Origin of the sequence: Shewanella sp. 10N.286.51.B7 (assembly GCF_002873615.1) — a bacterium.
In the GTDB taxonomy this organism is placed as follows: Bacteria; Pseudomonadota; Gammaproteobacteria; order Enterobacterales; family Shewanellaceae; genus Shewanella; species Shewanella electrodiphila.
Window position 1 is genome coordinate 148,577 of the sequence record NZ_MCUF01000024.1, and the last position, 21,914, is coordinate 170,490.

21 protein-coding genes and 2 tRNA genes are annotated in these 21,914 nt (G+C 38.7%); 16 read left to right on the forward strand and 7 right to left on the reverse strand.

Going from position 1 to position 21,914, the window contains the following annotated elements:
- Positions 1-84: 84 nt before the first annotated feature.
- The 4 genes from BCU84_RS06580 to BCU84_RS06595 all read left to right on the forward strand — a co-directional run bounded on the left by BCU84_RS06580 (position 85) and on the right by BCU84_RS06595 (position 3,982).
- Positions 85-813 carry a SapC family protein gene (locus tag BCU84_RS06580; RefSeq protein ID WP_102527285.1) on the forward strand — a complete coding sequence of 243 codons (729 nt, stop codon included), beginning with the start codon at positions 85-87 and terminating at the stop codon, positions 811-813.
- Between the two features lie 129 nt (positions 814-942).
- A complete protein-coding gene (locus BCU84_RS06585; RefSeq protein ID WP_102527286.1) occupies positions 943-2,430 on the forward strand; it encodes a tryptophan halogenase family protein in 1,488 nt (495 codons plus the stop codon).
- A gap of 6 nt (positions 2,431-2,436) precedes the next feature.
- Complete coding sequence (locus tag BCU84_RS06590) at positions 2,437-3,120, forward strand: DUF6445 family protein (protein WP_102527287.1); 684 nt, start codon at positions 2,437-2,439, stop codon at positions 3,118-3,120.
- Positions 3,121-3,133: 13 nt separating this feature from the next.
- Complete coding sequence (locus BCU84_RS06595; RefSeq protein ID WP_102527288.1) at positions 3,134-3,982, forward strand: ThuA domain-containing protein; 849 nt, start codon at positions 3,134-3,136, stop codon at positions 3,980-3,982.
- A gap of 1 nt (position 3,983) precedes the next feature.
- On the opposite strand, the gene BCU84_RS06600 is transcribed toward BCU84_RS06595, so the two are convergent.
- On the reverse strand, positions 3,984-4,973 hold the full coding sequence (locus BCU84_RS06600) for an SMP-30/gluconolactonase/LRE family protein (protein ID WP_157936202.1): 990 nt from the start codon (positions 4,971-4,973) through the stop codon (positions 3,984-3,986).
- 206 nt (positions 4,974-5,179) lie between these two features.
- Here BCU84_RS06600 and BCU84_RS06605 point away from each other — a divergent pair, with 206 nt between their 5' ends.
- Both BCU84_RS06605 and BCU84_RS06615 read left to right on the forward strand, forming a co-directional pair.
- Complete coding sequence (locus BCU84_RS06605) at positions 5,180-6,382, forward strand: endo-1,4-beta-xylanase (protein WP_241906371.1); 1,203 nt, start codon at positions 5,180-5,182, stop codon at positions 6,380-6,382.
- Between the two features lie 549 nt (positions 6,383-6,931).
- Positions 6,932-8,098 carry an endo-1,4-beta-xylanase gene (locus BCU84_RS06615; protein ID WP_241906372.1) on the forward strand — a complete coding sequence of 389 codons (1,167 nt, stop codon included), beginning with the start codon at positions 6,932-6,934 and terminating at the stop codon, positions 8,096-8,098.
- A 153-nt stretch (positions 8,099-8,251) separates the two neighbouring features.
- On the opposite strand, the gene BCU84_RS06620 is transcribed toward BCU84_RS06615, so the two are convergent.
- The 3 genes from BCU84_RS06620 to BCU84_RS06630 all read right to left on the reverse strand — a co-directional run bounded on the left by BCU84_RS06620 (position 8,252) and on the right by BCU84_RS06630 (position 10,002).
- A tRNA-Val gene (locus BCU84_RS06620) sits at positions 8,252-8,328 on the reverse strand.
- A gap of 22 nt (positions 8,329-8,350) precedes the next feature.
- A tRNA-Val gene (locus BCU84_RS06625) sits at positions 8,351-8,427 on the reverse strand.
- Between the two features lie 204 nt (positions 8,428-8,631).
- Positions 8,632-10,002 carry an MATE family efflux transporter gene (locus BCU84_RS06630; RefSeq protein ID WP_102527291.1) on the reverse strand — a complete coding sequence of 457 codons (1,371 nt, stop codon included), beginning with the start codon at positions 10,000-10,002 and terminating at the stop codon, positions 8,632-8,634.
- A 30-nt stretch (positions 10,003-10,032) separates the two neighbouring features.
- Here BCU84_RS06630 and BCU84_RS06635 point away from each other — a divergent pair, with 30 nt between their 5' ends.
- Positions 10,033-10,674, forward strand: coding sequence for a riboflavin synthase subunit alpha (locus BCU84_RS06635; protein ID WP_102527292.1), 642 nt, complete (start codon positions 10,033-10,035; stop codon positions 10,672-10,674).
- A gap of 38 nt (positions 10,675-10,712) precedes the next feature.
- Here BCU84_RS06635 and BCU84_RS06640 read toward each other — a convergent pair whose 3' ends face one another.
- Positions 10,713-10,913, reverse strand: coding sequence for a CPXCG motif-containing cysteine-rich protein (locus BCU84_RS06640; protein ID WP_102527293.1), 201 nt, complete (start codon positions 10,911-10,913; stop codon positions 10,713-10,715).
- A gap of 356 nt (positions 10,914-11,269) precedes the next feature.
- Here BCU84_RS06640 and thrS point away from each other — a divergent pair, with 356 nt between their 5' ends.
- The 5 genes from thrS to BCU84_RS06665 all read left to right on the forward strand — a co-directional run bounded on the left by thrS (position 11,270) and on the right by BCU84_RS06665 (position 15,056).
- Positions 11,270-13,198 (forward strand): threonine--tRNA ligase, encoded by a 1,929-nt coding sequence (thrS, locus tag BCU84_RS06645; RefSeq protein WP_102527294.1) that lies wholly within the window; start codon positions 11,270-11,272, stop codon positions 13,196-13,198.
- Between the two features lie 3 nt (positions 13,199-13,201).
- Positions 13,202-13,744: a translation initiation factor IF-3 gene (gene infC, locus BCU84_RS06650; protein ID WP_102527295.1), complete on the forward strand. Its 543-nt coding sequence runs from the start codon at positions 13,202-13,204 to the stop codon at positions 13,742-13,744.
- An 88-nt stretch (positions 13,745-13,832) separates the two neighbouring features.
- Positions 13,833-14,027 (forward strand): 50S ribosomal protein L35, encoded by a 195-nt coding sequence (gene rpmI / locus BCU84_RS06655; protein WP_055023949.1) that lies wholly within the window; start codon positions 13,833-13,835, stop codon positions 14,025-14,027.
- An 18-nt stretch (positions 14,028-14,045) separates the two neighbouring features.
- On the forward strand, positions 14,046-14,405 hold the full coding sequence (gene rplT / locus BCU84_RS06660) for a 50S ribosomal protein L20 (protein ID WP_012325107.1): 360 nt from the start codon (positions 14,046-14,048) through the stop codon (positions 14,403-14,405).
- 108 nt (positions 14,406-14,513) lie between these two features.
- On the forward strand, positions 14,514-15,056 hold the full coding sequence (locus tag BCU84_RS06665) for a GNAT family N-acetyltransferase (protein WP_102527296.1): 543 nt from the start codon (positions 14,514-14,516) through the stop codon (positions 15,054-15,056).
- A gap of 49 nt (positions 15,057-15,105) precedes the next feature.
- On the opposite strand, the gene trxB is transcribed toward BCU84_RS06665, so the two are convergent.
- On the reverse strand, positions 15,106-16,056 hold the full coding sequence (gene trxB / locus BCU84_RS06670) for a thioredoxin-disulfide reductase (RefSeq protein WP_102527297.1): 951 nt from the start codon (positions 16,054-16,056) through the stop codon (positions 15,106-15,108).
- A 157-nt stretch (positions 16,057-16,213) separates the two neighbouring features.
- Positions 16,214-16,693 carry a peptide-methionine (S)-S-oxide reductase MsrA gene (gene msrA / locus BCU84_RS06675; protein ID WP_102527298.1) on the reverse strand — a complete coding sequence of 160 codons (480 nt, stop codon included), beginning with the start codon at positions 16,691-16,693 and terminating at the stop codon, positions 16,214-16,216.
- Between the two features lie 174 nt (positions 16,694-16,867).
- Here msrA and astE point away from each other — a divergent pair, with 174 nt between their 5' ends.
- The 4 genes from astE to BCU84_RS06695 all read left to right on the forward strand — a co-directional run bounded on the left by astE (position 16,868) and on the right by BCU84_RS06695 (position 21,825).
- Positions 16,868-17,899, forward strand: a complete 1,032-nt coding sequence (gene astE / locus BCU84_RS06680; RefSeq protein WP_102527299.1) for a succinylglutamate desuccinylase — start codon at positions 16,868-16,870, stop codon at positions 17,897-17,899.
- A gap of 150 nt (positions 17,900-18,049) precedes the next feature.
- Positions 18,050-19,228, forward strand: a complete 1,179-nt coding sequence (locus BCU84_RS06685; protein WP_102527300.1) for a thiamine pyrophosphate-dependent dehydrogenase E1 component subunit alpha — start codon at positions 18,050-18,052, stop codon at positions 19,226-19,228.
- 2 nt (positions 19,229-19,230) lie between these two features.
- Positions 19,231-20,208, forward strand: a complete 978-nt coding sequence (locus BCU84_RS06690) for a transketolase C-terminal domain-containing protein (RefSeq protein ID WP_102527301.1) — start codon at positions 19,231-19,233, stop codon at positions 20,206-20,208.
- Between the two features lie 9 nt (positions 20,209-20,217).
- Complete coding sequence (locus tag BCU84_RS06695; protein WP_102527302.1) at positions 20,218-21,825, forward strand: dihydrolipoyllysine-residue acetyltransferase; 1,608 nt, start codon at positions 20,218-20,220, stop codon at positions 21,823-21,825.
- Positions 21,826-21,914 lie beyond the last annotated feature (89 nt).

The window sequence follows — 21,914 nt, forward strand, 5'->3', positions numbered from 1 at the left end:
TTCACAAAAATCATCAAATTGTATGCTTAGTTCTTCATTCACGCATGACTCAACAGTAATCAATTATTATCAAAGGGTATACCCATGGCCAAGCATGTACTGCTCAATAACATTGAACATAAAGACCTTAAAATCATTACCGAGCGTTCTGCAAAATACGGCGATGATCAGTGGTTTTCCCAAACATTTGTGGCGGAATTTAAAACCGTGCAAGCTCATTATCCGATTATGTTCCAAAAGAATGCTGATACGGGAGAATTTACCCCAGTGACTTTATTTGGCTTTACTAATAATGAGAATCTATTCTTAAACGATGGTCATTGGGATGCCAGTTATATCCCTATCTCAATGCAAAGAATGCCTTTTTATATTGGAATGCAGCAATCAACGCTAAGCAGTAACACTGAACCTCAACGTGTAATTACGCTTGATATTGACTCCCCAAGAGTGAATGAAGAAACAGGTATTGAGCTATTTCTATCCTATGGTGGTAACAGTGAATATTTGGAAAACATTGCCAATATGTTGGAGTTGCTTCACCAAGGAGTTGATGAAAATAAGATGTTTATCGAAGTCCTTACAAGATATGAGTTATTGGAAGCGGTCACTATCGACGTTGAGTTAAACAATGCCAGCAAACATCAACTGATCGGCTTTTATACCATTAACGAAGATATATTGGGTCAATTAGCAGCAGAAAAAGTACTGCATTTGCACAAAGAGGGTTATCTAGAAGCAATATATATGATCATTGCTTCACAAGCCCATATAAGAAAGTTGGTTGAACTTAGAAATAAGCAGCAAACACACTAGTCATTTTTTATGCCTTAAAGTGTTTTTAAATAAGTTTATCAAACTGTTTTATATAGATTTTATTTCAAATTTATCATAAGTTATAAAAACAAATTCCATTAGTACTAATAAATTTTGCAGGCGACTCACATGACAAAAAAAATCACCAATGTAGTAATCGCTGGCGGCGGCACTGCAGGGTGGATGGCCGCAGTGGCTTTCTCAAAGTTATTAGGTAAAAATATTAATGTGACGTTAGTTGAATCGGACTTGATCCCCACCGTAGGCGTGGGCGAGGCCACAATACCCACCTTGCACGTGTTTCATGATTTATTAAAAATTAAAGAAGCCGACTTTATGGCGGCTACCAATGCCACGTTTAAGTTAGGTATCTCATTTGAGAATTGGCGCGATGTTAACCAAGACTATATGCATTCATTTGGCTATATTGGTCAAAGTTGTTGGGCTGCGGGGTTTCAGCATTTTTGGCTTAAAGGCTTTAATCAAGGCGTTGCTAGCGACATCGGCGACTATTGCCCGGAGCATGTAGCAAGTCGTGTCGGTAAATTTGCAGTGCTACCTAACCAAGATAGAAACCATGCTTTTCATACTGATGCAGGCTTATATGCCCGCTTTTTAAGAGCCTTTGCTGAAAAGCACGGTGCAAATCGTATCGAAGGAACAATAGCCAAGGTAAATTTGAATAATGAAAATGGCTTTATTGATTCATTAACGTTAGCTAATGGTGAATGTATTGCTGGTGACTTATTCATTGACTGCACAGGCTTTAAAGGCCTGTTGATTGAAGAGGCGCTTCATACTGGTTATGACGACTGGCGCCACTGGTTACCTTGTGACAGTGCTGTGGCAGTACAAACTAAACAAACAAAACCATTAGTACCCTATACTCGTTCTATTGCGCGAGAGTCAGGTTGGCAATGGCAAATTCCACTACAAAATAGAATGGGTAACGGATTGGTATTTTGTAGTAAGTACTTAACTGATGATCAAGCCAAAGCCTTGTTAGTGGAAAATATTGAAGGTGAACAACTTAATGAACCTCGGGTATTAAAGTTTCGCACCGGTACACGACGCAAGCATTGGAACAAAAATTGTGTGGCTATTGGGTTATCCAGTGGTTTTATTGAGCCGCTAGAATCAACCAGTATTCACTTGATCCAACAGAGCATAGTAAGATTAATGCAAAATTTACCAACAACAGCCATGGAAAGCGGCGTTGTTGATGATTTTAATCAGAAAATGCGAGTAGAAATAGAAAATATTCGTGATTTTATTGTACTTCATTACCATGTAACTGAACGTCAAGACAGTGAATTTTGGCGTTACTGCAAGCAAATGGATATACCAGAGAGCTTACAAAAACGAATTGATATGTTTAAACAAAGTGGCCAAGTGTATAAAACAGATCAAGAGTTGTTTGGCGAAGCTTCATGGCTACAAGTGATGTTAGGCCAAGGGTTGTTACCTGAACAATATCACCCCATTGTCGATAACATGTCAGATCAAGAATTGGCACAATTTTTAGGGACAATTAAGCAGTCTATAAAGCGTCGAGTTAATAGCTGGCCTAACCATATTGATTTCATTAATAATTATTGCAAATCTAATATACTGTAAAGCGCTATGTTCAGTATTAACCCTAATATTACACCCAGTGTTGAGTATATTGGTAACAGTAGAATACCTATTGTTATTATTGATGATTATATTGCAGATATAGCACTTGTTCGTGATGTCATTATTGCTGGCGCATATTTTACACAGGACAAGCATACTCAATATCCGGGAATAAGATCTGCCATGTCTAAAGCTGATGTGGTTTCCTATCTCAAACCTTTGATGCAGCCTTTATATAGCGTTTTTAACTTGCCTCGGGAGCTTACTCCAAGCCCACGTGATAACTACTATTCGTTACTGACAACACAGGAAACTGATTTGTCATTAATACAAACCATTCCGCATTTTGATACTTATCAACCAAACCTGATTGCTTGTATTCATTACTTATCTAAATATCAACATGGTGGTACAGCATTTTATCGACATAGAAGCAGTGGTTATGAATTTATTAATGAAGGGCGTTTACCTGAATACCAAGCGACAGTAAATACGATATCACACAGTGGTTATTGCGGTGAGCATCATCCAGATTTTGAATGTTATAAAGTGATCCCATACCAAGAAAATAGGCTGATTATTTTCCCTGGTCAGTTACTGCATTCTAGCCTAGTAATACCAGAGTCAGACATCAATACCAATCCAATGACTGGAAGGTTAACAGCCAATCTATTCATTAAATTTAACTAGGATACTAATGATAATGAATACGTTTTTTAAGCACGAAATACCTCAATCCAATTTGACCATTAGTCATTTGTTGTTTGTTTTTTTGCTTGTCGTCTTTTGTCTGCCTATTAATAAATCAGCTCATGCAACGAGCTTTGACTCTCTGCCTGACAAACAATTCAACGTACTGTTGTTTACTAAAACAAATGGCTGGCATCATAAGTCAATTCCAGCAGGTGTTACGGCATTAGAACTGCTAGCAGACAAACATTTTTTTAATTTGATTTGGCATGAAGAAAGCCATTACTTTAACGACGAATATCTCAGCAATGTTGATGTAGTGATATTTCTATCGACGACAGGTGATATTCTGTCTAATGAGCAGCAACAAGCGTTGAAACGCTATATACAGTCGGGCAAAGGGTTTGTCGGTATTCACAGTGCATCTGATACAGAATACGACTGGCAATGGTATCAACAACTCGTTGGGCATACTTTCGTTATACACCCGGTGGTGCAAACAGCTAGGCTGTCTAAAGTGTCTAGTGAATTTCCTGGTCTAGAGTCAATGCCTGAAAAGATGCTGTGGACTGACGAATGGTATGAGTTTGGTGAAGCTAATTCAACGGGACTGAATTATCTTTTGACTGTCGATGAAACCAGTTATAACCCTAACGCTGATTGGGGCACTAAGCAGGGCAAAGGTATGGGAAGCTTTCATCCCATTGCTTGGTACCAGAACTATGATGGCGGCCGCTCATTTTATACATCATTAGGTCACATCAAACCTGTTTATCAAAATGACCTGTTCTTAGCTCATTTATACGGCGGAATATATTGGGCTGCAACTGGAAAAGGAATTGACACCACTATTGAACATTAGATTAATTTAAATAAGTTGGAGTTATACCTGGGATATTAGATCTAAAGGTAAATAAACCATTGCCAGTAGTGACTAGAATGGTTTTTAAGTCTTTTCCACCAAAAGCCAAGTTAGTAATTTTAGGGGCGACATAAACGCTTTGAAGTAATTCGCCCTGTGGGTTATAAACATATAAATTACCTTCATTATGACTGGCTGCATAGATGTTTCCTGCGCAATCCACATTAATTCCATCCGGTGTATCAATGTTTATTTTGAACAACAACTCCCCAAGCTCATTATTTTTGGTAAGTTGATGTGCAAATATTTGATGACTGTAATCCCCGATGTATATGGTTTTATTATCATAAGACAAGCTGATCCCATTGGGTTTAATGAACTTTGTTGATAGTAAAGTAACTTTATTACCTTCACTGACTTTGTACACGCCAGTGAAGGGGGTTTGTTGTGGTCGTTCACTTAGTTGCCAGTCAGGATCAGTAAAGAATAACTCACCAGAAGGATGTTTTATAAGGTCATTGGGAGAGTTAAACAGCGCGTCGTTATAATCATTTACCATTACCACTCGTTCTTTAGTCGTTAGCGAAAAATTACTCACTGAACGTGTATCATGATTCATGCTGATTAACTGTTTACCATCAGACAAGAGTCCGTTGGTACCGCTATTTTCAATAAACAGTTCAATACCGTCTTGTTCGCTCCATGAATAAATAGCGGCTTCTGGCCCATTTGTTTGAGGGCTATTAAAATCCATTTCTGAGAAATAAAACTTATCTGTAAACGCTGACCAAGTTGGCCCTTCTAAGAATTTTAGCTCAGAAGTAATTAACAGGGGTGATAAGTCACTTGCAAGAGGCAGTATGTTTTTAGGACAAGTTTCTATTATTTCAGGAATTGTATCTTTTATATCCATACTGTGTAGCTTATCAACTGCCATGGGATGTGATGAAAAAGCGGCCAATACTCCAAATGTAAAAAATCTTTTTATCATTATATTACTTATTGTATTCATTCTAAAAATGTCTCAGTGAGTATTGTCATCAATGCAATTTCTTGGATCGGTTTGAGCAATAAAGTTAACGGCCTAGAGCAGCGCTGCAACACCAAGTTAACAAATATAAACTTAATGGTCAAATTGACTATTAGCTGAAAATCCTAATAAGATGACTAACACTATTTTATACAAAGGATGTAAGAATGAGACAAATCTTAAAAACGTTATTTTTAAAACATCAGGGTTTAAAACAATTGGTGGCAATGTTAGGTGTCACAATATTTCCGATAATGTTTTTAGCTCATAGCTCAGCAGAAGAAAAGGCAACGTTAAATGACTCAAATAATAAAGAAATTTTACAGCAACATTTTAAAAATGATTTTAAAATTGGTGTCGCTGTAAATGATGAAATAGTCTCAGGGCTTGATCCCGTTAGTGCAAAAATTATCACCAAACAGTTCAATACCATCACCATTGAAAATGCCATGAAGGCAGAAATCGTTAACCCACTTCCAGATCAATTCAACTTTACGGCAGCGGATCAATTTATTGATTTTGGTAAAAATAACGATATGTTCGTCGTTGGGCATACGCTTGTGTGGCATAACCAAACCCCTGATTGGTTTTTCAAACAAAAAAATGGTGAACAAAATTCTCCAGAACAACAAATTGAACGTATGGAGCAACACATTAAGTTAGTTGCAGGAAGGTATCGTGGCAAAGTGGATGCTTGGGATGTTCTCAACGAAGTCATTGGTGATGATGGCAACTATCGTCAAACCGTGTGGACTAATGTCATCGGCAATGGTGATGAAATGGCAAAAGCCGCTTTTACCTTTGCCGCCAAGTATGCGCCCAATACTGAACTTTACTATAACGATTTTAATGCCTGGAAACCGGCCAAGCGTGATGGCATTGTTAAAATGATTAAAATGCTCCAACGTGAGGGCATTGAGATCGATGGAATAGGGATTCAAGCCCATTGGGGGCTCAACTTTCCTAAACGTCATCTCATCGAAGACGCAATAGATGTATACGCAGCATTGGGGCTGAAGGTGATGATAACTGAACTCGATATTGATGTGTTGCCATTTACCAAAGAAGGGCAAGTTATTGGGCAAGGGTTTATGCACCCGCAGTTTCAAGAGCAAGAATTTAAAACTTACTTAGATCCATATTCAGATCATTTACCCGCTGACATTGAAGCAAAATTAGCAGCACGATATACAGAGCTATTTGATATATTCAAAGCAAAGCGTGAAAAGATCGATAGAGTCACATTTTGGGGACTACATGATGGAATGTCGTGGAAAAATGACTATCCAATTCCGAACCGCACCAATTATCCGCTGCTATGGGATAGAAAACACCAACCTAAGCCTGCATTCAAGGCACTGTTTAACTAGACATCCGATTTCAAGCTGAATGCTTAGCGCCGCTGATAGACATTGTTGTTATTTATTTTTAGTGGTTGATAAACCTTATAGCCATTTGGTACTGGCTTTAACGGCTATTGGTGATAACGACTCTAATCATTCGTTTGGTGCTGAAGTTAAATCGTCAGTGAATATAAAATTAATGTTACTTAAATGTTTTAATAAGCAGCCAAATAGTCTATTTTAGAACAACTTGTTGTCCAAAAGACTATTTGGTGGTTTCTCATTCTAACCTAGCAGTATAGGAATAATCATAATGAGTGCTTTGGACTTGATTTACAAAAAGGGGCGACCAACTGAAAACTTTACTCATCAGTTAGGCATTTCTAACCTTGGTATTAGCAGGCTATTGGTTGCAGGCATAATTAAGAGCCTGTAATTAAAGCCAATATTTATTCGGATGAGAGACTGTCAGTCACTAATTAGATCCGATTAAACGACAACTATAAACCTTGTTTGGTCTATGTATTGCGTTAATATTCGGCCAGATTACTTACAAATAGCTGGACATGGAAAGTAATGAAAATAATTAATAAATTCAATAAATCGTTAATTGCAACTTGTGCCACGGTAGTTTTAGGGCTGTCAGGCTGTAATAGTGGCCAAGGTGTCACTCAGCAAGCAAAACCTGAAGCACCAGCAACATTGACTCATGATATTATTTTAAAAAATCAATTTGCTGAAAACTTTAAAATGGGTACAGCAATCAGTAAATCTCAAGTATTGAACCCTACCGATCCAGAGCTATTGTTAGCGGCTAAACACTTCAATACCTTCACGCCTGAAAATTCGATGAAATGGGAGTCAGTGAATCCGCTACCTAATGAATATCAATTTGACGTTGCTGATGCATTAGTAAACTTTGCTATGAACAACAATCAACAATTGGTTGGGCACACTCTTGTTTGGCACTCGCAAACGCCAGATTGGGTGTTCGAAGATGATGCAGGAAACCCTTTAAATCGTGAGCAATTATTAAAGGTTATGGAAACACATATTAAAAATGTCGCTGGTCGTTATGCTGATCAAATATTTGCTTGGGATGTAGTCAACGAAGCACTTAATGAAGATGGCAGTTTACGTGAATCAAAATGGCAGCAAATTATTGGTGATGACTTCATTGAACAAGCCTTTATTTATGCACAACAAGCAGCGCCAAATGCCAAATTGTACTACAACGATTACAACATGTTTAAACCTGAAAAAAGAGCAGGCGCTATTGCGTTAATCAAGCGACTGAAACAAAAAGGCATTCAAATTGATGGTGTTGGCATGCAAGCGCATTATTCACTAGATTATCCTGACTTCAATGAAGTTGAAGATTCAATTGTCGCGTTTGCTGCAGCAGGCGTTGATGTCATGGTCACAGAGCTTGATATTTCAGTCCTACCATTTCCTGAAAACTTAGCAGAAGGTGCTGATGTTTCATTAGATGTCGCACTGCAACAACAATATAATCCGTACGCTGCAGGTTTACCCATTGAAGTAGAGCAGCAATTAGCATCCCGCTATCAAAATTTGTTTGCTATCTATAAAAAACATAGCGAAAGCATAGGCCGTGTTACGTTTTGGGGCGTGAGTGATAAGCAAACTTGGCGCAATGGTTGGCCAATGGAGGGGCGAACAGATTATCCGTTACTCATTGATAGAGATATGAAGTTAAAAGCTTTCGTGAATTCTTTATAAGCCTTTATACAAACGACAAAACAGCCACTTTTTGAACTATCACTGAGTGGTTTTTTTATGATATGTGGAAATAGTTGATTATATTTTTGTAAATCTTAGGAATTTTGAACACAAAAAAACCAGCTTTCGCTGGCTTAATCTCAATTATTGATTTGGTACAACTGAGTGGATTCGAACCACCGACCCCTACCATGTCAAGGTAGTGCTCTAACCAACTGAGCTACAGTTGTATATCAAAATCAAATTTAGAGATGGTACAACTGAGTGGATTCGAACCACCGACCCCCACCATGTCAAGGTGGTGCTCTAACCAGCTGAGCTACAGTTGTATTGTTTCAAGAAAATAAATTCATGTAATCTTTGGAACGAGCGATATATTACGGTATACAGAGACTGATGCAAGTAAAAAAACTAAAAAAGTGTTCGAGTGGTGATTTGCTGTTCACATTGAACTTAATAACAGCATATAAGCTTAAATATTCGTAGCTTATATGCTGAAAATTAATTTATTGGTTTTTAACTCTTAACCTTTATCAGCTGTGATCAGAAATAACCGCTTTTAATTTTCCTGAAGTTTGTATGTATCGCAGTCTTATGGCAAAAAGGATTGCAGCACTGGTTAATCCTGCGATTAAGCCAATCCAGAAACCATGAGCGCCCATCGCAGGGACAATCAAATCTGTTCTTGCCAAGGTATAGCCTAATGTCATTCCTATAGCCCAATAGGAAACCAAGGTAATATAGAACGCACTCTGAGTATCTTTATATCCTCTTAATGCCCCAGCTGCGACGACTTGAATAGAGTCAGACAACTGATACAAGGCAGCTAAGAACATCAAACTACCTGCTAAGGCGACAACCTCAGGATTATTATTATAAAGCAGCGCAATTTGGGTTTTGAACAAGACGGTAATTACTGCAGTGAATACGGCTAATGAAAACGCGATAAATAGGCCAATTTTTGTTACCAAGTTACTGATCTCAAGCTTATCTTGACCAAGGTAGTAGCCCACGCGAATTGAAACGGCAATACCTATTGATAATGGCAACATAAATACGATAGAAGAAAAGTTAAGTGCAATTTGATGACCTGCTACCACTGTTGCGCCTAAAGGGGCTAACAGAAGGGCGATTACTGCAAATAAGCTAACTTCAAAAAACAATGCCATCGCAATCGGCATACCATGTTTAGTCATTTCCCAAATGGTTTTCCAGTTTGGCTTGTTCAATGTACTAAAAGGCGCGATTTGTTTAAACTTTTGATGAAACTGCATGTAAATCATCATAGCAATGAGCATTGCCCAGAACACTAAAGCTGTTGCAATACCACAACCTGCGCCGCCCATGGCTGGAACGCCAAAGTGTCCATATATAAATATATAGTTAGCGGGAATGTTGACAGCTAAACCCACAAAACCAATTACCATGGTAGGTAATGTATAGGATATGCCTTCAGAGCAACCTCGTAAAATTTGATAGAAGATGAACGCAGGTACACCCCACATAAAACCATGTAGGTATCCTGCACTTAAATCTGCTAATTCAGGATCCAGCTCCATTATTGTAAAAATGGTTTTAGAAAATGAGAGGAACAGCAAAACACCTATAGTACCGATTATGGCAATATAAAAAGCTTGCGACATTAATGGCTGTATTGCTTTCGGGTTATTCGCACCATGGTGGTGGGCAAATACAGGTGTAAATGCGAGAATAAGACCTTGTACAAAAAGTAATGCTGGTAACCATAAACTGGTTCCAATTGCGACAGCAGCCATATCGACAGCACTGACTCTGCCAGCCATTACAGTATCGATAAACCCCATCATTGTTTGGGTAACTTGTGCAATTAATACTGGCAATGCCAGTTGAATTAATTTTTTGGCCTGAAAGCCTGTGTGATTCATTAGAAAACCTTTTAACTAACGAGTGAAAATATGTTTACTGGTATCGTGCAAGCCACATGTGATGTGGTTTCGATTAAAGAGCAAAGCGGTTTAAAAACGTTTGAAGTCAAAATTCCAGAAGAGCTGCAACAAGGTTTAGAAACCGGTGCGAGTGTTGCAAATAATGGCGTATGTTTAACTGTCACTAAACTCGAGAATGATAGAGTTTATTTTGATGTAATGGAAGAGACGTTACAGGTTACAAACCTAAATTTTGTTGAGCCAGGTAGCAAAGTTAATATAGAGCGGTCATTAACCTTCGGTAAAGAGATAGGCGGTCACATTTTATCTGGCCATATTCATGCTATGGCAACCATAACCGAAGTAAGTGAAACAGACTCACATTATAATCTCACCCTAAGTGTTCCTGAAAAATGGATGGATTATATTTTTTATAAAGGCTTTGTGGGGGTTAATGGTTGCAGTTTAACCGTCGGAGAATTAGAGAATAATCAATTTAAACTGCACCTTATTCCTGAAACACTTAAATTGACTAATTTAAGTGACTGTATCATTGGTGATAAAATTAACATCGAAATTGACAGCCAAACACAAGTAATAGTCGATACTGTTGAGCGTATTCTTGCCAAAAAAGCATTAACGAATATCGACCTAGCCAATCTAATCAAATAACACTTAACCCAAGACATTAGGATGAATAGCTTTAATTATTAATAAAGCTGTTCATCGTCAGAATCTATAAAGAGTTGAATTGTTCGATTAGAATCATTCACTTGTAGGCGCATGTGGATTGAATTACAGCAAATACGGCAATCATCATAATATTCCTGATCCCCTAAACTGGTGTCGATATGCACATGTTGGTTATGTCCGCAGTGTGGACAGCTAATTATTTTACTCACTAAATTCATACAAACTCCTTGATGACTTGAATAAGTGTGTATCTGATAAATCCGTTTCTTTCGTCAGTAATTATAGTTGACTCTAGTCAATGTCAATTGACTTTAATAACTAAAGCTTCAGTCAATTTAATTCCATTTAAGAAGGAATATTTTAATCAATACCTTAAATAACAGAAAAAGTGTCAATATTGTAGATTAACACTAGCGCATCACTTGCTTGCAAAAGTGCTTTTCACATACAATGCAACTTCATGTCACTATCAGCTCAGGCTCCTGTAATGTCTGTAGTTCGGTGGCATTTCTTTTATTTATTATTTATTACCAAGTGGCCCTACGTGTGGGTCACCACTGGATAAGGAAATTTAATGCCAATTATTACATTGCCTGATGGCAGCAAACGCGAGTTTGCAGATTCTGTTTCAACGTTAGATGTCGCTGCAGACATCGGTCCTGGTTTAGCTAAAGCATGTATTGCTGGTCGCGTAAACGGCGAGTTAGTTGATGCTTGTGACTTAATAACCACAGATTCAGAGCTTTCAATCATTACGGCTAAAGATGAAGAGGGTGTTGAAATCCTTCGCCATTCTTGTGCACATTTACTTGGTCATGCAATTAAGCAAATGTGGCCAGAAACAAAAATGGCTATTGGTCCTGTTATCGACAATGGTTTTTACTATGACATCGATTTAGACCATAAATTAACTCAAGAAGATATTGATGCTCTTGAGAAACGCATGACTGCGTTAGCAAAGACAAATTATAGTGTTGTTAAGAACGTTGTTTCTTGGCAAGAAGCCCGCGATACTTTCGAATCACGTGGTGAAGAGTACAAAATTGCCATCTTAGATGAAAACATCAGTAAAGATGCAACACCGGCTTTATATCACCATGAAGAATATGTTGATATGTGTCGTGGCCCACACGTACCTAATATGAAATTCTGCCAACACTTTAAGTTAATGAGTGTTGCTGGTGCATACTGGCGTGGTAATTCAGATAATAAGATGCTGCAACGTGTATACGGAACAGCATGGGCTGATAAAAAAGCATTAAAAGTACATTTAAACCGTCTTGAAGAAGCGGCAAAACGTGACCACCGTAAAATTGGTAAACAGCTAGATCTTTACCATATGCAAGAAGAAGCACCAGGAATGGTATTCTGGCATAACGATGGTTGGAGTTTGTACCTAGAGTTAGAGAAGTTCATTCGACAAAAACTAGGTCAATACACTTACCAAGAAGTTAAAGGTCCATTAATGATGGATCGTAACTTATGGGAACGTTCAGGCCATTGGGATAAATATGCAGATGCGATGTTCACTACTAACAGTGAAAACCGTGAATATGCAATTAAACCTATGAATTGTCCTGGTCATGTTCAGATCTTTAACCAAGGTCTTAAATCATACCGTGATTTACCACTTAAAATGGCAGAGTTTGGTTGTTGTCATCGTAATGAGCCATCAGGATCATTGCATGGACTAATGCGTGTTCGTGGATTCACCCAAGATGATGCCCACGTATTCTGTACTGACGCACAAGTTCAAGAACAAGTGAGTGAATGTATCCAAATGGTATACGACACTTACGGCAGTTTCGGCTTTAGCAATATCGTCGTTAAATTATCAACTCGTCCTGAAAAACGAATTGGTGATGACGATATGTGGGATAGAGCTGAAGAAGCATTAAAGCAAGCACTTGTTGCTAACGAAATTGAATTCGAGATTTTACCAGGTGAAGGTGCCTTCTATGGTCCAAAAATCGAATTTACACTTCATGACTGTTTAGACCGTGCATGGCAGTGTGGTACTGTGCAATTAGATTACGCATTACCATCTCGTCTTGGAGCAACTTATGTTGCTGAAGACAACACGCGTCAAACGCCAGTTATGATCCATAGAGCTATTTTAGGGTCTCTTGAACGTTTCTTAGGTATTCTAATTGAAGAATACGCAGGTAAATTCCCAACATGGCTTGCACCTGTGCAAGTAATTGTTATGAATATTACAGACAAACAGTCTGATTATGTTGACGAAATTGTTAAATCTTTCAAAGAAAGTGGCATTCGTGCATCTAAAGACTTGAGGAATGAGAAAATAGGCTTTAAAATACGTGAACATACGTTAAAGCGTGTACCTTATTTATTGGTCGTCGGCGATCAAGAAATGGAAAATAAGGAAGTTGCGGTAAGAACACGTGATGGTATCGATTTAGGCAAAATGAAAATCAATGATTTCAATGCCAAGATACAAGAACAAATTTCTAGCCGTAGTCTATTATTGTTGGAGGAATAGGTCATAAAGATCAAGAGAGCAGCAGGGCGACAGCCAGCCCCTAATCGTATTAACGATGAAATCACTGGCGTACCAGAAGTTCGTTTATCGGATATTGATGGTGAGGCAGTTGGAATCGTTAGTATTTCACAGGCACAGGAATTAGCTGATGAAGCAGGTGTAGACCTGGTTGAAATCAGTCCTAATGCTGAGCCACCTGTCTGTCGCATAATGGACTACGGTAAGTTCCTTTTTGATAAGGCTAAAGCCCAAAAGGAACAAAAAAAGAAGCAGAAACAGGTCCAGCTGAAGGAAATAAAATTCCGTCCTGGCACTGATGAAAACGACTATCAGGTAAAACTACGCAACCTGATTCGTTTTCTTGAAGATGGGGACAAAGCGAAGATTACGCTGCGTTTCCGTGGTCGCGAAATGGCACACCAAAGCTTAGGTATGGATCTTTTGAACCGTATCAAAGCAGATTTGGAAACATATGCTGTTGTTGAATCTTTCCCGAAAATGGAAGGTCGACAAGCAGTTATGGTCCTCGCACCTAAAAAGAAATAGTAGGGCAACCCACTAAAAAGTAGCAAAGTCCTTTTGAGGATTTTGCTCGCCTTACGTTTTATTAATGTCCCAATGCGGAGTTTTAGCAATGCCTAAAATGAAAACAGATAAGGGTGTTCAAAAGCGCTTCAGAAAAACCGCTAATGGTTTCAAGCGTAAACAAGCACACTTACGTCATATTTTGACAAAGAAGAGCACTAAGCGTAAACGTCACTTACGTGCTAAATGTTTAGTTGCAAAGTCTGATGTGCCAGCAATCGCACGTCAACTACCATACGCTTAATTAAAGGAGATATGAACAATGCCTAGAGTTAAGCGTGGTGTAACCGCTCGTGCTCGTCACAAGAAAGTACTTAAATTAGCCAAAGGTTATTACGGAGCTCGCTCACGTACTTACCGTGTTGCTGTTCAAGCAGTAACTAAAGCTGGTCAATATGCTTACCGTGACCGTCGTCAAAAGAAACGTCAATTCCGTCAACTTTGGATTGCACGTATCAATGCGGCTTCTCGTCAAAATGGTCTTTCTTATAGTCGTTTCATTAACGGCCTTAAAAAAGCATCAATCGAAATCGATCGTAAGATTTTGGCTGACATCGCTGTATTCGACAAAGTTGTATTTACAACTTTAGTTGAAAAAGCAAAAGAAGCTTTAGCTAAGTAATTAGTTAAAATGCTTTAAAAAAGGAGCCTTCGGGTTCCTTTTTTTATGCCTATAATTTACGGTATCTTATTGTTAGCCTTAAACAATCATTATTAACGGAATACCACGATGACTGTAATTACTACAGAACGCCTTACTATCTCACTTATGACACTTAATGATGCGGATTTATTATTTGAATTAGATCAAAACCCTGTTGTGATGAAATATATCAATGGCGGTAAAAAAACAACTCAACAAGAAATTGATGAGGTTTTTATTCCACGCTTAGCCAGTTACCTTAACCCTGCTAAAGATTGGGGGCTTTGGAAAGTATTTTTAAATGATAAACAATTTGCAGGTTGGATTTTGATTAGACCAATGGGCTTTTTTACAGAGTCGCCTGAGTTTAACAATATCGAAATTGGTTGGCGATTTAAACAAGAAACTTGGGGTAAAGGAGTTGCAACCGAAAGTGCCATAGCGGTCATTAAACACATTGTATCTCATCAACAAAATGTGAAAAAGTTTTCCGCTATCGCTGATAAACACAATAGCGCTTCAATAAACATAATGGTTAAATTAGGTATGACATACCAAAAGACAATTGTGCACCCAGATGTCGATGGCGAAGTCGATGTAGTTTTATACTCAATGGATTCGACACAATAAAAAAGCCAGCATTCGCTGGCTTTATCTTAATACATAACGCGTTTATTGATTACTGAGCATCAAGGAATCGTTCAGCATCTAAAGCCGCCATACAACCTGAACCTGCTGATGTAATAGCTTGACGGTAATGTTGATCCATAACATCACCACAGGCATAAATACCTTCAATGCTGGTTTGTGTTGCATTACCTTGTAAACCACTATTAACCGTAATGTAGCCGTGATTCATATTCAGTTGATCATTAAAAATACTAGTATTAGGGCTATGACCAATTGCAATGAATACACCTGCAACTTCTAGAGGCGAAATAGACCCGTCTTTAGTGCTCTTCATATTCAAACCAGTAACGCCCATATTATCACCAGTCACTTCATCAAGCGTTTGATCTAAGTGAAGGATAATATTTCCGTTTGCCACTTTGTCCATTAGTCGATTAATTAGAATCTTTTCTGAGCGGAAAGTGTCACGGCGATGAATTAAATGAACTTCTGATGCGATGTTACTTAAGTAAAGTGCTTCTTCAACAGCGGTATTACCGCCGCCAACAACGGCTACTTTCTGGTTACGATAAAAGAAACCGTCACAAGTTGCGCATGCTGATACACCACGCCCCATAAATTCTTCTTCAGAAGGCAAACCTAAATATTTAGCAGAGGCTCCAGTTGCGATAATTAGTGCATCACAAGTAAATTCGCCGTTGTCACCTTTTAATTTAAAAGGGCGCTCACTAAAATCGACTTCATTAATGTGATCAAAAATGATTTCAGTTTCAAATTTTTCTGCGTGCTGTTGCATTCTTTCCATCAAAACAGGACCGGTTAAACCTTCAGCATCACCTGGCCAGTTTTCAACTTCTGTTGTTGTGGTCAATTGACCGCCTTGCTGCATACCAGTGATCATGACTGGTTTTAAATTCGCACGAGCGGCATAAACTGCAGCAGTATAACCAGCAGGACCTGAACCTAAGATAAGTAGGTTAATATGACGAGCTTGACTCATTTTTGTATTTCTCCGTATTCATGCCTTAAGCAATTTGCATGGATTGTAGGGAATTTAACGGATGGGGTAAAGTGCAGAACTGTCTAAGATATAGATTGTATTAATCGCTTTTGTATAAAAAAGGCACCAATACAAGTGCCTTAAGTCATTTCATAAACTAATAACTAATATGACAGCTTGGTAACTCATTCTTCTCTAAGTAATTTTGATGATATTCTTCTGCAGGGTGGAACTGCTGAATTGGGACAATTTCAGTTACAATATGCTTAGTTCCCCATTTACCACTGCGTGCTAGATCAAGTTTGGATTTTTCAGCAGCGTCTTTTTGAATTTTACCATGAAAAAATACAGCACTGCGATACTGATTACCAATATCGCCACCTTGTCTATTCAGAGTGGTTGGGTTGTGATTTTGCCAGAACACTTCCAAAAGCTCTTGGTATGAAACAATTGATTCATCAAACTCTACTTGAACGACTTCAGCATGACCTGTTGTGCCTGTTTTGACTTCTTCATAACTCTGAAACTGATCTCTTCCGCCCATGTAGCCGCATTGTGCATTGGTAACACCATCTACTTGCTTGAAAAAATATTCAACACCCCAAAAACAGCCTGCACCAAATGTTGCTAAAGTCATACTCACATCCATAAAGAAGTCTAGATGGCTAAAATTATATTTATTCTGAATGAGAATGCAAGTAAAGTTTTACACTATGTTAATTGTCCCTTAACGTCAGCTTCCACTTGTTGTGTTAGAATCAACATCTGTTATTGAAACCAATTTCGTTTTACCGTTTTTCAAGGAGTCTTCGTGTTTCAACAATTAATGGAAGAAAAAGATTTTTTAGCGTTCACTTTAGCTAACATCGATAAAGTCATTACCTCACACAGTTTCACCTTATCTAATCAAACAATAGTCAAAATACATGATAACGGTGTCATCAGCTTTACTCCTGCAACAGGTTCTACTAAGGATATTGTTTTATCGTGTGCCATTCATGGGAACGAAACTGCGCCTATTGAGATTTGTAATGACTTAATCCAAGCGTTACTTAATGAACAAATACAGACAGAACACAGAGTATTATTTTTAATTGGCAACCCAGATTCCATTTTAACTGAAACCCGTTTTGTAGAAGAAAACATGAACAGGTTATTTAGCGGCGCGCATTCAAAAGGTGAAGGGCTTTGCAACAAGGAAAGAGTTCGCGCTAAAGCATTGGAGGATTATGTAAGCGATTTTTTCCTCGATAATCACGTATCACAACGTATTCATTATGACTTGCACACAGCGATTAAGCCTTCAAAACACGAAAAATTTGCGATATATCCTTATCGACCAGGACGTAGTTTTAGTGCTGAACAAATTATGTTTCTTGCTGGTTGCGATGTGGACACCATTTTATTTCATCACGAACCGACAACGACATTTAGCTATTATTCGTCAGAACAATTTAAAGCCGACGCTTTCACCGTTGAGCTTGGAAAGGTGATGCCGTTTGGTCAAAATGAAATGAGTAAGTTTGCTAATACGCGCAAAATGCTAAATCACTTGATAACCAAGCAGCAAGTATCAGTTGCTGAATTTAACAGCGACCAGCTTAACTTGTATAAAGTGTCTCGTTCAGTAAACAAGCAATTCGACGATTTTACATTCGCATTTCCAAAAGCCACGGTTAATTTTACCGGCTTTAAGCAAGGTGAAGTATTAGCAACTGAAGGCGGAAAAGAAATTTTAATTGAATATCCGTATGAAGCTATCGTTTTTCCAAATGAAAATGTACCTGTTGGTCAGCGCACGGTATTATGCTTAATACCAGCTCCTAACGAAGATATTCAGTAATTTGTAAAGCTAGATATACAAATTAAATGAGAAGTTATTCACTAGATGGAATGAACATTAGTTGATCGCTAGTTTACGTTAACGTAATGTTCGTTCGCATAGTATAAATTAAGCTTTATTTTATAAGGCCTCACATAATAAGAGCACAATATGAGCAACGCACCACTGAATAATGAAACAGTGCATCGTGTCAGCTTCTTAGACAAAGCTTCATTGCACATTCCTATTTTAAAAATTCTTCAAGCTGATGGTACGACATACGAAAATGCCGTCATGCCAGTGATAGATAAAGCACTCGCTGAGCGAATTCATGATACTTGTGTTTTTACCCGAGTATTAGATGAACGTATGCTAAGTGCGCAAAGACAAGGTCGTATCAGTTTTTATATGACATGTACTGGTGAGGAAGCATCAATTATCGGCAGTACAGCGGCGTTAGATGATGGCGATGTAATTCTTGCTCAGTATCGCGAACATGCCTCATTACGATACCGTGGTTTTACTACTGAACAATTTATGAATCAGATGTTCAGTAATGAAAAAGATTTAGGTAAAGGCCGTCAAATGCCGATTCATTACGGTAGTAACGAGCTAAATTACCAAACCATTTCATCCCCACTTGCAACACAAATTCCACAGGCAACTGGCGTTGCACATGCTTTTAAATTACAAGGTAAACGTAACGTAGCCATTTGTTACTTTGGTGAAGGCGCAGCATCAGAAGGGGACTTTCATGCAGGTTTGAATATGGCTGCAGTGTTAAAATCTCCAACGATATTTTTCTGTCGTAATAATGGTTATGCCATTTCAACGCCTACTGAAGAACAGTTTGCCGGTAATGGCATTGCTAGTCGTGGTGTGGGTTACGGTATGCATACCATTCGTGTTGATGGTAATGACATGTTAGCTGTGCTTGCAGCAACTCAACAAGCTCGCGCGCACGCGCTTGAACACAATGCACCTGTATTAATCGAAGCAATGACATATCGCTTAGGTGCGCATTCATCATCGGATGATCCTTCTGGTTATCGTTCGAAAGAAGAAGAAGCGAAATGGGAACAACATGACCCAGTTAAACGCTTCAAGCTTTGGATGATAAATAAAGATTGGCTTAATGAAGCAGATGATGCAGCACGTTATGAGAAATATCGTGAGGAAGTACTTAGCGCCGTTAAAGTGGCTGAAAAAGTGCCTTTACCACACATAGATGGTTTGATTACAGACGTACTGGATAAGCCTACACCTGTTTTAGAAAAGCAGCTTGCAGAGCTCAAACAACATATTAAGAAATATCCAAAGTCGTATCCTAAAAGCGCAGGGAGAATTTAATTGTGGCTGAAATGAATATGTTACACGCCATCAATGATGCATTGGCAATTGCAATGACTGCTGATGAACGAATGGTTGTGTTTGGCGAAGATGTGGGTCATTTTGGTGGCGTTTTCCGTGCAACATCAGGATTACAAGAAAAGTTTGGCAGAGATCGTTGTTTTAATACTCCTTTAACTGAACAAGGCATTGCAGGTTTTGCTAATGGCTTGGCATCAAATGGTATGACGGCCGTTGCTGAAATTCAATTTGCTGATTATATTTTTCCTGCATTCGATCAAATAGTGAATGAAACAGCAAAGTTCAGATACCGCAGTGGTAACCAGTTTAACGTTGGTGGGTTAACTTTTAGAACCCCGTACGGCGGTGGTATTGCAGGTGGTCATTATCACTCGCAATCGCCAGAAGCGTATTTTACCCAAACCCCTGGTTTAAAAGTCGTCATTCCACGGAACCCAGAACAAGCCAAAGGTTTGTTATTAGCTTCAATTCGCGATCCAAATCCGGTCATTTTCTTTGAACCAAAAAGATTGTACCGTGCATCTGTTGGTGAAGTCCCTGCCGGCGACTTCGTAATTGAGCTTGGTAAAGCTGATGTCGTTAAAACGGGGACGGATATTACCTTACTTGGTTGGGGCGCTCAGATGGAAACTCTTGAAAAAGCGGCAAAAATGGCTGAAAAGGACGGCATTTCTTGTGAAATTGTCGATTTAAGAACCTTGTCACCTTGGGATATTGATACCGTTGCTGCATCTGTCAAGAAAACAGGTCGTTTGCTCATTAACCATGAAGCACCGTTAACGGGTGGTTTCGCCGGTGAAATCGCAGCGACAATTCAAGAAGAGTGTTTCTTACATTTAGAGTCACCTATAAGCCGTATATGTGGCTTAGATACACCATATCCGTTGATTCTGGAAAAAGAATACATGCCAGATGAACTTAAAACTTACGAAGCCATTAAAGCTTCAGTCAATTTCTAGGAGCAAGATATGATTAAAGATTTTATTTTGCCTGATATTGGTGAAGGCGTCGTAGAGTGTGAGCTTGTTGATTGGATGGTTCAAGAAGGTGATGTTGTTGTTGAAGATCAACCAATTGCTGATGTGATGACAGACAAAGCTTTAGTTCAAATACCTGCACCTCATGCGGGCGTCATTACCAAGCTATATTACGCGAAGGGTGACATTGCAAAAGTTCATGCGCCGCTTTATGCAGTAGAACTTGAGGCAACAGGTGTTAACACTGCTGATGAATCTAGAGCACCTTCTACTCAAGAAACGGCAACAGAAGCTAATGAAGAAACCAGCAATGAAGTTGCAAGAAATGTTGAACAAATAAGTCAAACTACCGCACGTGATGTTGAAGAGTTCTTACTCCCTGATATCGGTGAAGGTATTGTTGAATGTGAACTTGTTGAATGGCTTGTCGCTGAAGGTGATATTGTCACAGAGGATCAGCCGATTGCTGATGTGATGACAGATAAAGCTTTAGTTCAAATACCAGCGATTAAAAATGGCAAGATTGTAAAATTACATTACAGAAAAGGCCAATTAGCTAAAGTTCATGAGCCGTTATTCGCAATCGAGGTTGAATCTACAGGCACTCAAGTTGAAGCGGCTCAAACAGTCACGCATTCAGCTGCCGTTAGCGAAATCGTTACTAGTGAACCAGTTGCTCAAGGTAAAGCGTTAGCAAGTCCTGCAGTTCGCCGATTAGCTAGAAGTTTGGATATCAATATTGCTAACGTGCCAGGTACGGGTAAAAATGGTCGTGTGTATAAAGAAGATGTTGAAGCGTTTGCTAATGGCTCCACAGCAAACCAAACCTCAGCCTCTAAAACGACTAACGTTTCTAATAGCGCTGCAATACCAGCTAATATTCAAACAACAAATGCAGACAGAGTTGAGCCAATTAAAGGTGTTAAAGCTGTTATGGCTAAGATGATGGTTGAGTCTGTTTCTACGATTCCTCATTTTACATATTGTGAAGAATTTGATTTAACAGATTTAGTTGCATTACGCGCCGAGATGAAACAACGTTATTCAACTGACGAAGTTAAATTGACAATGATGCCTTTCTTCATGAAAGCAATGTCATTAGCCATTAATGAATTTCCAGTATTAAACAGTCAAGTCAACCCTGATTGCACTGAGTTAACCTATAAAACGAGTCATAACATTGGTATGGCTGTTGATTCAAAAGTGGGTTTGTTAGTACCGAATGTTAAAGATGTACAAAGTAAAACTATTTTACAAGTTGCCGCTGAAATTACACGACTCACAACTGCTGCTAGAAGTGGCCGTGTAAGTCCTGCTGATTTAAAAGGTGGAACAATATCAATTTCAAATATTGGTGCTTTAGGTGGGACGGTTGCTACGCCTATTATCAATAAACCGGAAGTTGCGATTGTTGCCCTAGGTAAATTACAAACACTCCCTCGTTTCAATGCCAATGGCGAGGTAGAAGCGCGTAAGATTATGCAAGTCAGTTGGTCTGGCGATCATCGTGTAATCGATGGTGGAACCATTGCTCGTTTCTGTAATCTTTGGAAGCAGTACTTAGAGCAGCCACAAGAAATGTTACTCACAATGCGCTAATTCTATAATGGCAATCTAATTAACTCATTAAAGGACGCTATTGCGTCCTTTAATTTTGTTAACTGATTTTGTATAATCTCCGGACGTTG

Bases quoted from the DNA above. Each gene is read 5' to 3' on its own strand.
- BCU84_RS06605 (WP_241906371.1), top strand. From the start codon at position 5,180: ATGAGACAAATCTTAAAAACGTTATTTTTAAAACATCAGGGTTTAAAA.
- thrS (WP_102527294.1), top strand. From the start codon at position 11,270: ATGCCAATTATTACATTGCCTGATGGCAGCAAACGCGAGTTTGCAGAT.
- BCU84_RS06600 (WP_157936202.1), bottom strand. From the start codon at position 4,973: ATGATAAAAAGATTTTTTACATTTGGAGTATTGGCCGCTTTTTCATCA.
- BCU84_RS06640 (WP_102527293.1), bottom strand. From the start codon at position 10,913: ATGAATTTAGTGAGTAAAATAATTAGCTGTCCACACTGCGGACATAAC.
- BCU84_RS06695 (WP_102527302.1), top strand. From the start codon at position 20,218: ATGATTAAAGATTTTATTTTGCCTGATATTGGTGAAGGCGTCGTAGAG.
- BCU84_RS06615 (WP_241906372.1), top strand. From the start codon at position 6,932: ATGAAAATAATTAATAAATTCAATAAATCGTTAATTGCAACTTGTGCC.
- rpmI (WP_055023949.1), top strand. From the start codon at position 13,833: ATGCCTAAAATGAAAACAGATAAGGGTGTTCAAAAGCGCTTCAGAAAA.
- BCU84_RS06585 (WP_102527286.1), top strand. From the start codon at position 943: ATGACAAAAAAAATCACCAATGTAGTAATCGCTGGCGGCGGCACTGCA.
- rplT (WP_012325107.1), top strand. From the start codon at position 14,046: ATGCCTAGAGTTAAGCGTGGTGTAACCGCTCGTGCTCGTCACAAGAAA.
- trxB (WP_102527297.1), bottom strand. From the start codon at position 16,056: ATGAGTCAAGCTCGTCATATTAACCTACTTATCTTAGGTTCAGGTCCT.
- msrA (WP_102527298.1), bottom strand. From the start codon at position 16,693: ATGACTTTAGCAACATTTGGTGCAGGCTGTTTTTGGGGTGTTGAATAT.
- BCU84_RS06590 (WP_102527287.1), top strand. From the start codon at position 2,437: ATGTTCAGTATTAACCCTAATATTACACCCAGTGTTGAGTATATTGGT.
- BCU84_RS06595 (WP_102527288.1), top strand. From the start codon at position 3,134: ATGAATACGTTTTTTAAGCACGAAATACCTCAATCCAATTTGACCATT.
- BCU84_RS06630 (WP_102527291.1), bottom strand. From the start codon at position 10,002: ATGAATCACACAGGCTTTCAGGCCAAAAAATTAATTCAACTGGCATTG.
- BCU84_RS06635 (WP_102527292.1), top strand. From the start codon at position 10,033: ATGTTTACTGGTATCGTGCAAGCCACATGTGATGTGGTTTCGATTAAA.
- BCU84_RS06665 (WP_102527296.1), top strand. From the start codon at position 14,514: ATGACTGTAATTACTACAGAACGCCTTACTATCTCACTTATGACACTT.
- BCU84_RS06580 (WP_102527285.1), top strand. From the start codon at position 85: ATGGCCAAGCATGTACTGCTCAATAACATTGAACATAAAGACCTTAAA.
- BCU84_RS06685 (WP_102527300.1), top strand. From the start codon at position 18,050: ATGAGCAACGCACCACTGAATAATGAAACAGTGCATCGTGTCAGCTTC.